The sequence below is a fragment of the Nocardia sp. CY15 genome (assembly GCF_009829295.1).
GTDB classification, from domain to species: domain Bacteria; phylum Actinomycetota; class Actinomycetes; order Mycobacteriales; family Mycobacteriaceae; genus Nocardia; species Nocardia sputi.
On the sequence record NZ_VUOT01000001.1, the window covers coordinates 284,195 to 296,210 of the forward strand.

At 69.1% G+C, this 12,016-nt stretch carries 13 protein-coding genes; all 13 read right to left on the bottom strand.

Translation table 11 applies throughout. From position 1 onward, the window contains the following. Window positions 1–10: 10 nt before the first annotated feature. The 13 genes from GVY39_RS01370 to GVY39_RS01430 all read right to left on the bottom strand — a co-directional run bounded on the left by GVY39_RS01370 (window position 11) and on the right by GVY39_RS01430 (window position 11,904). Complete coding sequence (locus GVY39_RS01370; RefSeq protein WP_159919596.1) at window positions 11–2,392, bottom strand: carbamoyltransferase HypF; 2,382 nt, start codon at window positions 2,390–2,392, stop codon at window positions 11–13. After that, window positions 2,389–2,631, bottom strand: coding sequence for a HypC/HybG/HupF family hydrogenase formation chaperone (locus GVY39_RS01375; RefSeq protein WP_159919598.1), 243 nt, complete (start codon window positions 2,629–2,631; stop codon window positions 2,389–2,391). Before GVY39_RS01375 ends, GVY39_RS01370 begins: the two co-directional genes overlap by 4 nt. A gap of 3 nt (window positions 2,632–2,634) precedes the next feature. Beyond that, window positions 2,635–3,120 (bottom strand): hydrogenase maturation protease, encoded by a 486-nt coding sequence (locus GVY39_RS01380; protein ID WP_159919600.1) that lies wholly within the window; start codon window positions 3,118–3,120, stop codon window positions 2,635–2,637. A gap of 13 nt (window positions 3,121–3,133) precedes the next feature. Continuing rightward, a complete protein-coding gene (locus GVY39_RS01385; protein ID WP_159919602.1) occupies window positions 3,134–3,451 on the bottom strand; it encodes a hypothetical protein in 318 nt (105 codons plus the stop codon). A 155-nt stretch (window positions 3,452–3,606) separates the two neighbouring features. Beyond that, on the bottom strand, window positions 3,607–4,923 hold the full coding sequence (locus tag GVY39_RS01390) for a hypothetical protein (protein WP_159919604.1): 1,317 nt from the start codon (window positions 4,921–4,923) through the stop codon (window positions 3,607–3,609). Beyond that, complete coding sequence (locus GVY39_RS01395) at window positions 4,920–5,552, bottom strand: DUF6084 family protein (protein ID WP_195070581.1); 633 nt, start codon at window positions 5,550–5,552, stop codon at window positions 4,920–4,922. The genes GVY39_RS01390 and GVY39_RS01395 overlap by 4 nt, the downstream gene beginning before the upstream one ends. A gap of 5 nt (window positions 5,553–5,557) precedes the next feature. Then, entirely contained in the window at window positions 5,558–6,193 is a 636-nt protein-coding gene (locus GVY39_RS01400) for a DUF5947 family protein (protein ID WP_159919606.1), read from the bottom strand. After that, window positions 6,190–7,104 carry a NifU family protein gene (locus GVY39_RS01405; protein ID WP_159920260.1) on the bottom strand — a complete coding sequence of 305 codons (915 nt, stop codon included), beginning with the start codon at window positions 7,102–7,104 and terminating at the stop codon, window positions 6,190–6,192. Before GVY39_RS01405 ends, GVY39_RS01400 begins: the two co-directional genes overlap by 4 nt. Window positions 7,105–7,136: 32 nt before the next feature. Beyond that, complete coding sequence (locus GVY39_RS01410; RefSeq protein ID WP_159919608.1) at window positions 7,137–8,933, bottom strand: nickel-dependent hydrogenase large subunit; 1,797 nt, start codon at window positions 8,931–8,933, stop codon at window positions 7,137–7,139. Window positions 8,934–8,943: 10 nt separating this feature from the next. Next, complete coding sequence (locus tag GVY39_RS01415) at window positions 8,944–9,999, bottom strand: hydrogenase expression protein HypE (RefSeq protein WP_159919610.1); 1,056 nt, start codon at window positions 9,997–9,999, stop codon at window positions 8,944–8,946. Between the two features lie 95 nt (window positions 10,000–10,094). Further along, window positions 10,095–10,961, bottom strand: a complete 867-nt coding sequence (gene hypB, locus GVY39_RS01420; protein ID WP_159919612.1) for a hydrogenase nickel incorporation protein HypB — start codon at window positions 10,959–10,961, stop codon at window positions 10,095–10,097. Beyond that, entirely contained in the window at window positions 10,919–11,293 is a 375-nt protein-coding gene (locus tag GVY39_RS01425; protein WP_159919614.1) for a hydrogenase maturation nickel metallochaperone HypA, read from the bottom strand. Before GVY39_RS01425 ends, hypB begins: the two co-directional genes overlap by 43 nt. Before the next feature lie 236 nt (window positions 11,294–11,529). After that, window positions 11,530–11,904: a PepSY domain-containing protein gene (locus tag GVY39_RS01430; RefSeq protein WP_159919616.1), complete on the bottom strand. Its 375-nt coding sequence runs from the start codon at window positions 11,902–11,904 to the stop codon at window positions 11,530–11,532. Window positions 11,905–12,016: the final 112 nt, after the last annotated feature.

The following is a 12,016-nucleotide window of genomic DNA, read 5'->3' on the forward strand; positions in this document are numbered from 1 at the left end:
TCTCCTTCGCTCATCCCTCGCTGCACGCGAGGAGTTGCCCGAACGCGAGGCCACCGTCGTTGGGTGGCAGCCGGCGGTGGGTGATCACGGTGAACCCGTTGTCGCGCAGCAGCGCACACGACCGCGCGAGTAGCAGGGCGTTCTGGAAGACGCCGCCGGACAGGGCGACGGCCGTCGACGCGGCGGCGTAGCGAGCCGCGAGATCGAGCACCAACCGGGCCAGGGCGGCGTGGAACCGCGCGCCGACCACCTGTGCGGGCGCGCCCGCGCGAATGTCGGCGAGCACGGCCGCCAGCACCGGCGCGGGATCGATCACGGCGGGATCGCCGTCGTCCACCGGGAACCGGTATGCGACGGCGCCCTCCGCGCCGGTGCGCGACAACCCCTCCAACTCGATCGCCGCCTGGGCTTCGTAGTCGACGACGTGCCGCACGCCGCACAGCGAGGACACCGCGTCGAACAACCGGCCCATGCTCGACGTCGGCGCGCAGCCCAATCCGGTCCGGAACTGGTGGGCCAGCACCGATCGCTCGGCGGGCGGGCAGGCCGCGACCGCGGGGATGTCCTCGGCCCACTCGATGCCTGCCGCTCGCAGGTGCGCCAGCGCCATGCGGTAGGGCCTGCGCACCGCGAGATCGCCGCCCGCCAGCGGGACGTACTTCAGGTGGGCCAGGCGGCGGTAGCCCTTGTAGCCCGCCAGCAGCACCTCGCCGCCCCACACCGCGCCGTCCGGCCCGAACCCGGTGCCGTCGAAGGCTATGCCGACCACCTGCTCGGTGGGGCCGAGTCCGTGCTCGCCCATGACGGCGGCGATGTGGGCGTGGTGGTGCTGGACGGTGTACACGGTTCGCTCCCCGGCGTGCCTGCGCGCCCATGCGGTGGAGCGATAGCCCGGGTGTGCGTCGGCGACGAACTGGACCGGGCGTACCCCGGTGAGTTCTCCGAGGTGCCGCTGGGCGGCGTCGAAGGAACGCAGCGTCGCCAGGTCGTCCATGTCGCCGATGTGCTGGCTCAGCCAGGCGTAGCGGCCCTCCGCCATCGCGCAGGTGTTCTTGAGGTCCGCGCCGACCGCGAGGGTCGGCGGCAGTGGCACGGGCAGCAGCAGGGGCAGGGGCGCGTAACCGCGCGAGCGCCGGACGGGCAGTTCCCGGCCGTCCAGCGAACGCACCACCGAGTCGTCGCAGGGCACCAGGATGCGCCGGTCGTGCGACAGCCAGCCGTCGGCGAGCCCGGCGAGGCGGGCGCGGGCATCGTCGTCTTGATAGCAGATCGGCTCGCCACCGAGATTGCCCGAAGTCATCACCAGCACCTGCGGCCCGGGCGGGTCGCCGGGTAGGCCGAACAGCAGCAGGTGCAGCGGAGTGTAGGCGAGCATGACGCCCAGATCCGGGTTGCCGGGCGCCACCGACGGAGCCGGGATCGGGTAACGGTGCGGCTGAGCAGCGCCGACTCCGGGCACGGCGATCGCCGCTTCTTCGCCCGCTCGAGCGGTCGTCCTCGCAGCACCGAGGACCGGACGGGATTCTCCCGGCGCGGACCGGCGCGCGAGCAACACTATCGGGCGAGCCGGGCTGGTCAGCAGCGTCTTGGCGGCGCTGTCGACGACGACTACGGCCTGTGCCGTGGCGAGATCCGGCACCATCACGGCGAAAGGCTTGTCGCCGCGGCGTTTGCGCCTGCGCAACTCCGCGAGGGCCGACTCGTTCGTGGCGTCGCACGCGAGGTGGTATCCGCCGATGCCCTTGACCGCCAGGATGCCGCCCTCGCGCAGCAGTCGCCGCGCGGCCGTCAGCGGCTCACCGGCTCCCGGCCCCGTATACGTGAGCGTGGGACCGCAGTCGGGGCAGGCGATGGGCTGCGCGTGGAAGCGCCGGTCGGCGGGGTCGGCGTACTCCCGTGCGCACCGGTCGCACATGGCGAAGTCGGACATCGACGTGCGCTCGCGGTCGTAGGGCAGGCTCGCGATGATGGTGAAACGCGGCCCGCAGTTGGTGCAGTTGACGAACGGATGGCGATAGCGCCGATCCGCCGGGTCGCGCAATTCGCGCTCGCAATCGGCGCAGATCGCGACGTCGGGTGAGGCCAGCGTGCGGCCGCCGCCGTCGCGCGTGGTGCCCGCGATGTGGAATCCGGTGCCGCCACGCACCGGGATGTCGGCCTGCTCGACCGATTCGACCACCGCCAGCGGGGGCGGCCGCAGCCGCAGCCGCTCGGCGAACTCTTCGAGATCCGCCTGCGCGCCCTCGACTTCGATGACGACTCCGCTGCTGTCGTTGCTCACGCTGCCGGACAGCGCCAGTTCGGCGGCGGTGGTGTAGACGAACGGGCGGAACCCGACGCCTTGGACCACGCCGCGCACCAAGAGCCGCCGTCGCAGCCGCTCGGTGGTCATGGCTGGTCCCCGCGTTGCAGCAATCGCAGCCCGTCCAGCGCGGCCGCCGCACCCGCCTCGTCGGTCTTCTCCACCGCGAAGCCCATGTGGATGATCACCCAGTCCCCTGGTCGCGCCGGATCGTCGTCGAGCAGGCCGATGTTCACCTTGCGCTGCTCACCGGACACGTCGACCAGCGCGATCTGGTCGTGGTAGCCGTCGGGGATCGCCATCACCCGTCCCGGGATGCCCAGACACATCGGTCAGTCCTCCTGTCGCGCGGTAACCGGCGGGGCACTACTGGAAAGCAGCTCGGCGAGCACGGCGCCGACGGCGGCGACCGCTTCGTCCACCGCCGCGGCGACCGGCGCGGACAGGCCGATGCCTTCGTCCACGCACGCGACCTGGCAGCCGATCACCACGGTGGGCGGCAGCGCCCCACCCAGCGCGCGTACCCCGGCGAAGACGGCGTCCGGGCTCATCGCGTGTGCGTCGAGATGCGCGGCGCCCGCGTCCTCCGGCACGGCGCGGAACACCTCGACCCGGCCGGGTGCGCCGCGGTCGGGCACGGCGTCGACCAGCACCAGCGCGTCCCAGGGGTCGAGCAGGTCGTAGGCGAGGTGCATGCCGCGGATGCCGTAGTCCACCGCGCGCACACCCGGGTCGGGGTGGTGCGGCAGCCGCCGCACCACCTCGGGACCGAATCCGTCGTCGCCGAGGAAGATGTTGCCGATCCCGGCGATCAGCACCGCGGCCGTCGATTCACCCCTTCTCCTCGGTCGGCGTCGTCGCGCCGCCCACCCGCGCGTCGTCCACCTTTCCGGTCGCTGTCTCGTCCGGGGCGTTGGCGGCCTGCTTGCGCTCGTCGTAGGGCGGTGCCGCCGATTCGGTGCCGGGCGGGGGTTGCGACGTGAACTCGGTCTGCTTCTTGACGTCTTCGGTGTGCGCGGAGGTCATCTCCTCGTGACCGATGTCGCCCGGCTCCCGTTGCGCCGGTCCTCCGGCCGCGACGTCGGCGCCGGCGTCGCGCGAACCAGGCGCGCCACGTGCCGATTGCGGCTCTTCGCGATGCTCACCCATGATGCTCCTTTCCGGTCGACCGCTACATGTGCCGGATCTTCAGGTAGCGCCGCAGATCCGGTATCGACCGCACGCCGAGATACAACCCCGCCGCGACCAGCACGGCGACGACAGTCGTCGAGACCACTCCCACGGTTTCCATAGCGGACTTCCTTTCACTTCTCGGGGCCGTCGAGCGGCTCCAGTTCGTCGGGCGCGAAATACAGGTAGCGGCCGTACCATTCGTGCAGCTCGGCCGCTGGGTCGTCCTCCAGCACGACCCCGACGTGCGCCTGTCCGTCCACGTCCTCGTGGACCGAGACGACGCGGGCGCACTGTCCGTCGAAGAACAGGTCCTGGGCGTCGGCGCGCCGCGACGGATGCAGCCGGACCCGGCTGCCCTTGCCTACCAGCACGCCCGCGACCGGGACCGCGTCGAAGTCCGGGCGAACGGCTCCGTCGGCCAGCGGGTCCCACCAATCGACGCCCTCGGGGATCTCCGGGATCAACCGTGCGCGATCGGGGTGCGGGTCGCGCAGCACCCCGTGCAACTGCCGCATGGACTCCGGTGACATCGCTTCGCAACGGTCGATGATCTCGGCCGCGCGCGGGTCGGTGGCCCGCGCCTGCGCCTTCTCCGCGTCGGTCATCGTGAGCACGCGCAGCGTGAGGATTTCATCGATCTCGGTGGAGTCGAACAGCGCGCCTTCGCTCTGCTCGGCGATCTCCGGGTGGTCGTAGAGAATGATCGGCGAGATCAGCAGCATGCTGTACTCGCCGGGCGGGCCCGCGAGTACCGGGAAGCACCGATACCGGTCGCAGCGGGCGGCCGCGGCAGCCGCGCCGGGCGGCGGCTCCAGCAGCGAAACGAACTCACCGCCGGTGACCTCCGCGATGACGTGCGCGCCGATCAGCGACCGGGCGATGGCGTCGCGCTTGTCGGTGGCGGGTGCGCCCACGTTGCGCAGCCCGACCGTCAGCCGCAGGTAGCCGTCGTCGCGATCGGCCGCGAGCGTGAGTTCGCCCGCCAACGGCAGCCGGGTCCGCACGAGCACACCCTGCGCCGGGCCGATCTCCTCGGTGTCGGTGCCGCCCGGAATGTCCAGCGGCCGGACGAGCGCGCCGGGCGGGACCGGCCCGACGACGACCTCCTGCTCGACCGCCTCGTCCCAGGACAGCCACGACCGCTCGCCATCGGACAGTTCGGCGACGGGCACACCGTCCGTGTTCACCACTTGGCGGCGCTGGAGCTGGAGGAACCGGACGATGAGGGTGATCTCCGGGTTCGGGCCCGCGTCGAGCAGGCATTGCGCCGACAGCGTCGACTCCTCACCGAGCCCCGCGGCGGCGGCTCCTTCCGGCCCCAGCACACCGAACTGCCATCGCGACTGGTTCTTGCGCGCGTCGGCCCGATAGGGGTAGAGCAGGTAGCCCTCGTACAGCACCGCGTCGGCGACGGCACGAGCGCGGGCGCGGGCTTCGGCGGTCGTCACGGCGTCACCTCGGTCAGCAGCCGGGTCACCGCGTCGTCGAAGCCGACCAGGCCGTGGCCGGATTTGTAAGCGGCGAGCGCCTGCAGGGTGTCCTTGTGCAGCCGCACCCACCCGGAATTGGGGTAATGCGCGGCCATCAGGTCCTGCCACACCGACACCGGCATGTCGAACTTGTCCTCGCGGTCCCACGGGATCTGCTGAATGGCGAATCCCGTGCTGCCCCGGATGAAGACCGTCCCGCTGAAGAGGAACAGCAGCGGCACCACACCGTCGCGCAACGCGTGCAGGTACTTCGATCCGGTCACCTCGAAGTCGTAGGTGCACGGCATCGGCAGATCCACTTCGGCGCCGCCGCTGAAACTCGGAACCATGGTGGCGCAGTGCATCCAGAGGAACGAACGCTGGGTCTCGTGCCACCGCTCGCGCGGGCCGAACAGATCGGTCAACCCCGCGCCCTCTTCGTCGGAGTAACCGCGGCGGAACGGCTCGATGCGCACCTGCGCGCGCAGGGCGATGGCGTGCACGGGTTCCTCAGCGAGCGCGGCGATGCCGACGCGTGCGGACAGAATCGGCGCGACCGCGTACGGCTCGGGTTTCATCTCGAGCACGGCGAAGGTCGTCGAGTACACCGGACTCACGGCGCACCACCGGATTTCGCGCGGGCCGACGCTTCGGCGAAGAACTGCTCGAGGTACCGCCGCACATCCTGGCCGCCGTCGAAACCGCGCCACAGCAGCCGCATCCGGCCGACGAACTCGTAACAGGCGTCGATGGGCAGCAGCAGGCAGGCCGCCCGCTCGGTACTGCGATCGGGCACCCGGATGAGCAGCGCCTCCACGTCGGGCGCGAGCACGTCCAACTCGGGATGCCGTTGGAGGATGGACTGCCATTGCTCCAGGGACAATTCCGATTCCGTCGCGCCCGCGGGCCCGGGATAGAACGCCACCGTCCGGCCCAGTGCGGAATTGCGGAAGAAGAACGCCAGGCTCACCGGAATCTCCAGCGCGTCCCATTCGGCCTGGCTGATCGTGAAGTCGGGGAACGCGAGATACCGATCCGGCACGGCACGATAACGCAGCGCGGCGTTCTGGTCGACGAACAGCAGATAGCAGCTGCGGCACACGCACATCAGCTGCCTGCCTTCGACGTTCACGACGTGCTGGTGCTCCTCGGCGATCGGCTCCGCGCACATCTCGCATCGCTCGCCGGGCCGGGCGGCGGGCCCGCGATCGGCGGCGATCCGCTGTAGCGCACGGAACGGTGTGCTCACCCGCCCACCCCCACCGGTACCGCCACCGAGAGTTCGCCCGAACGCACGAGCACCGGCAACGGTTCGAGGTGCCCGTCGCCGTCGACCCGGGCGCCCGCGTGCACCATGTCGTAGTGCGCCCGGCAGGTCGGGCACCGCAGCACCGCGTCACCGACCGGGAATCCCACGCGGCGCTCCAGCACCGCACCCGCCAGGGAGCGGTCACAGTTCGGGCAGTGGTCCCGGTAGGCGTACAACTCCTCGCCCACCCGGCAGGCCAGCACGGTCAGCCCGGCGACGGCGAACCCACCCACCTCGCCCGCACTCAGCTCGGCCAGTTCGGGGACCGCGACCCAGCTGCCGGACCGCCGGGTGTCGGCGTGCACACGGGAGAACAACGAGTCGGCGGAGATCACCCCCGCCGACTCCGGCTGCGCCGCGACGACTTCGATGGACTCGATTTCCGGCGCCGCCGCCCGCACGGCGTCGTCGACGGCCAGTTCGAGCGTCACCGACGAGGACGGACAGCTCTTGCAACTGCCCGCCAGTTCCAAGCGGACCACGCCGTCGACGATGTCGACCAGGTGGACGTCGCCGCCGTGCGAACCGAGGTAGGGGCGCACGCTGTCCAGCGCGGCCCGTACGCGGGTGTCCACGTCGTGCGGATGCAGGCCGTGCACGAGCAGCAGGCTCGCGACCAGATCGTCGCGAGCCAGCCGCTCGACCGCTTCCGCGTCGAGCAGTCCGACCACGCGGGTCAATCCCGCGCCGTAGAGTTCGACGAGCTCGCGCACCAATTGCTCGGCGCGCTCGCGGGCGAGCGCACCGCCCGCCGAACTCGCCTCCAGCAAGGTCTCGATGCGATCACCGGCTTCGCGCCACCGGGATTCACCGCGCGTGACGTCGTCCTGGTCGTCCGGGCGATCCTCCACCGTCACCTCCGGTCGTTTCGCCCGACGCGGACTCACTCGGGGGTGAGCGTCTGCGTCGGTGAATGCAGTTTCTCCAGCGTCTTGCCCTTGCCGAGATACATGTGAACGCCGCACGGCAGGCACGGATCGAAACTGCGCACCGTGCGCATGATGTCGATGCCCTTGAAGTGCTCGCGGTCGTTCTCCTCGAAGATCGGCTGCCCCTGCACCGCGTCCTCGTAGGGTCCCGGCGTACCGAAGCTGTCGCGCGGGCTGGCGTTCCACGGCGTCGGCGGATACGGGTGGTAGTTGGCGATCTTGCCGTCCCGGATCACCATGTGATGCGACAGCACGCCGCGTACCGCCTCGGTGAAGCCGCAACCGATGCCCTCGTCGGGGACCTCGAACTTCTCCCAGGTCTTCGTGTGGCCTGCGCGGATCTCGGCCATCGCCTTCTCCGCGAAGTGCAGCGCGCAGGCCGCCGCGTACGCCTGGAAATAGGTGCGCGCGCGGTTGCGCTCGAGGGTGTTGCTGCCGTGCACGGGGATCTTCCACTCCAGCGTGACCGGGCCTTTGAGCGCGGTCTTGGGCAGGTTGATCTGCACGCTGTTGCCGGTCGACTTCACGTACCCGATGTCGATCAGGTTGGCCAGCGCCGTCGCCCACAGCCGGGCCAGCGGGCCGCCGCCGGTGTCCAGAGCGAGGTGGTCGGTGCCGTCGAACCACCGCGGCGACATCACCCAGCTGTACTTCTCGTCCAGGTCGCGCTTCTGCGGCCGGGGGTTGGTGTGCTGGTTCCAGGGATGGCGCCGGTCCACCGGATTGCCCAGCGGATCGGTCGGAACGAACATCTCCTGATCGGTCCAGTCCTCGTAGTACGAACTGCCCAGCAGGATCCGCAGGCCCAGGTTGATGTCGACCAAGGAGGTGGTCAGCAGTTTGCCGTCGACCACGACGCCCGGAGTGACGAACATCTTGCGGCCCCAGTCCTCCATGTCCTTGTACTCGAAGTTGCAGACCTCCGGGTCCTGGAACGAGCCCCAGCAACCCAGCAGCGTGCGCCGCAGACCGACCTTCTCGTAGCCGGGCATCGCTTCGTAGAAGAAGTCGAACAAGTCGTCGTGCATCGGCACGACCTTCTTCATGAACTCCACGTAGCGCATCAGCCGCGACAGGTAATCGGTCATCAACTGGATCGTCGCGACCGTGCCCGGCCCGCCGGGATACAGCGTGGAGGGATGGACGTGCCTGCCTTCCATCAGGCAGAACATCTCGCGGGTGATGCGGCTGACCTGCAGTGCCTCCCGGTAGAACTCACCGGTGAACGGGTTGAGCGCCCGCATGATGTCGGCGATCGTGCGATACCCGTGGTCGCCCGCGTGCGGCGCTTCGGTGTTCTCGGCCCTGGCCAGCACGCCCGGGTTGGTCTCGGAGACCATCTTCTCGCAGTAGTCCACGCCGACCAGGTTCTCCTGGAAGATGTTGTGGTCGAACATGTACTCGGCGGCCTCGCCGAGGTTGACGATCCATTCGCCGAGGTGCGGCGGGCGCACGCCGTAGGCCATGTTCTGGCAGTAGCAGGAACAGGTGGCGTGGTTGTCGCCGCAGATGCCGCAGATGCGGCTGGTGATGAAGTGCGCGTCGCGCGGATCCTTGCCCTTCATGAAGATCGAGTAACCGCGGAAGATGGACGAGGTGCTGTGGCACTCGACCACTTCCCGATTGTCGAAGTCGATCTTCGTGTAGATGCCGAGGCTGCCGACGATGCGAGTGATCGGGTCCCACGCCATCTCCACGAGACGGTTCGGCTCGATCGTTCGGTGCGACGGCTCCGGGATGATCTGGGTCATCAGAGATCTCCTACCAAGTGCGGGTCGCGCCGGTCTCCAGCTTCCGCCCCCGGTGCCGCCAGTGCGGCTCCTTGTCGACCGTGCGTCCGGTGATGTGACGGAGGCTGCGGATCACCGATCCGTAGAGCCCCGATGCGCTGGACGAGAGCTTTCCGCCGGGCGGTTCGTCCATGAACGGCATGAACTTGTCCGGGAAGCCCGGCATGGTGCAGCCGATGCAGATGCCGCCGACGTTCGGGCACCCGCCCAAGCCGTTGATCCAGCCACGCTTGGGGACGTTGCACTTGACCACCGGCCCCCAGCAGCCCAGTTTCACGATGCATTTCGGCGAGCCGTACTCGGTGGCGAACTCACCCTGCTCGTAGTAGCCCGCGCGGTCGCAACCCTCATGCACGGTCGCCCCGAACAGCCACTTGGGCCGCAGCGCGTCGTCGAGCGGGATCATCGGCGCCTGTCCGGTCGCCATGTAGAGCAGGTAGGTGAGCGTCTCGGAGAGGTTGTCCGGCTGAATCGGGCAGCCGGGAACGCAGACGATCGGAATGCCCGCCTTGCTCTTCCAGGTCCAGCCGAGATAGTCCGGCACGCCCATCGCACCTGTCGGATTGCCTGCCATGGCGTGGATGCCGCCGTAGGTCGCGCAGGTGCCCGCCGCCACGATGGCCGTGGCCTTCGGCGCGAGGCGGTCCAGCCACTCGCTGGTCGTCATGGGCTGGCCGGTGGCGGGATTGTTGCCGAACCCGCACCAGTAGCCCTCTTCCTTGAGTTGCTCGTTCGGAATCGAGCCCTCGACCACCAGCACGAACGGTTCGAGTTCCCCGCGGTCGGCCTTGAAGAACCACTCCAGGAAATCGTCGGCGCCGCCGTTGGGGCCGCACTCGAAGTCGATGAGCGGCCAGTGCACGGCGATCTTCGGCAGACCCGGGAGTGAGCCGAGGGCGATCTCTTCGATGCTCGGCTGCGTGGCCGCCGTCAAGGCGACCGAGTCACCGTCACAGCTGAGTCCCGCGTTGATCCAGAGAACGTGGATCAGCGTCTCTTCGGCTCGTATTGCTTCCTGCGTGGGCATGTGTGCCACCTTCCGCAGCGGACCACCGGGGGCCGAATCTCACCTTTCTCGAAGAAGGGGTCACCCGCGAATGTGATCCTGATCACTCCAATATATCAAGCTCGTCCAGCGGCTTTCTCCGCAGCCGCCGAACCGGCCGGGCGACGCCGCGCGGCCAGCCAGTCGTACCAACGCGACAGGCCTGCACCGCTGGTCACAGACAGCGGTAGGACCTCGACGCCGGGGTGTATCGAGTGGATGTATTCCCGGCATCGGTCCAAATCGAAATCGACGTACGGCAGCAGGTCGGTCTTGTTCACCAGCACCAGCCCCGCCGCCTGGAACATGTGCGGATACTTCAACGGTTTGTCGGTCCCCTCGGTCACCGAGATGACGACGACCTTCTCCCCCTCGCCCAGGTCGAACAGCGCCGGGCAGACCAGGTTGCCGACGTTCTCGACGAACAGCAGCGTGCCCGGCGCGGGATCGAGCGTGTCCAGCGCGCGGTAGATCATCTCGGCGTCCAAGTGACAGCCCGCGCCGGTGTTGACCTGTACGACACGGCACCCGGTGGCCTCGATCCGTTCGGCGTCGAGCAATGTCGCCTGGTCGCCCTCGATCACCGCGATCGGGGTCTGTCCGGACTCCAGGATGGTGCGTTCGAGCAAGCTGGTCTTCCCCGCCCCCGGCGAGCTGGTCATATTGAGCGCGACGATGTCACGCTCGGCCAGCCAGGACCGGTTGCGCTGCGCCAGTTCGTCGTTCTTGGCGAGGACCTTCAGTTCCAGCGTGACCGTCTCGGTGGCGGGCACGTGGACGTGGTCGGCGCCCTGGCCGTGGGAATGGTCGTGGGGGTGCTGATGTTCGTGCGCGTGCTGATGTTCCGCCGCGTGGGCATGGTCGCGCCCGTCGGCGTGCTGGTGGTCGTGTGGGACGCGAATCAGCGCGGCGGCGTCGTCGCCACACCCGCAGGTTGCGCACATGCCTCACTCACCTCCATGGATCGGATACGCAGCTCGCGCCCGGAGCGGATCTCGACATCGGCGCTGCCGCAGGTACACAGCAGGATCGGGTCCGGCAACCGGAACTCGGCTCCACAGGTCCGGCACGCCGCGACGCCCGGAATCTCCACCAGGACCAGTTCCGCGCCCTCGGCGACCGTCGACTCGGCCGCGATTTCGAAACAGAACCGCATGGCATCGGGGACGACGGCGCACAGCGCTCCGACCTCGACGGTGACGGAGTGGACCCGCCGCCCCGCCGCGTGCTCACAGACGGCGTCGATGACGCCCTGGGTGATGGCCATCTCGTGCATCGCGACCTCGATTCCTCGAGCGGACAACCTTGAGGCTACTCCCGGGCAAACCTTCGGGAGGTGGAAATCTCCGATGCTCGGCGAACGCGTTCGTGGGGCTCCTACCCGGTGCGCCGACCCGAGTTGTGACGCAAGCACAGCTGCGGCCGGGATCTCCCTCCGGATCCCGGCCGCCCGATAGCAAACACCCGCGCACCGACCCGACACGTCGGCAGCCGATAGACCGCGCGAGCAGGTCAGTCGTGGTCGACGTCGGCGAGCACCTCGCCGCTGCCGGCGTCGATCGTCACATCGTGCTCGACCCCCTGCGGCGTGGTGAGCTCCACCTCCCAGACCGGCTTGCCGCGGTCGGTGTCGAGTTCGGCGGATACGACCCGCCCGCCGGGCACGGCTTGCACCGCCTTGTCGATCGCCTGCTGCCTGCTGATCCCGGTGTCGGCCACCAGCGACCAGTCAGCCGCGGAGGACTGGAAGGAGACGGTGTGATCGTCCGGACCACCCGTGGCGACCGCGGCCAGGACGGCACTCAGACCTACGACGGCGGCCGCGACGGCCGTGCCGACCATCAGCCAGCGAAGACCGGCGTAAGCACGGCGGAGTACGGTTGTCATCTGGAACCTCCTGCGGGAGTGTTGATCTCGATGGCTCCCACTGTGACGAACCGGAGCTGAAGGCGAGCTGAAGCCACCTGAAGATCGTTTCAGCATTCGTCTGCCACTCTTG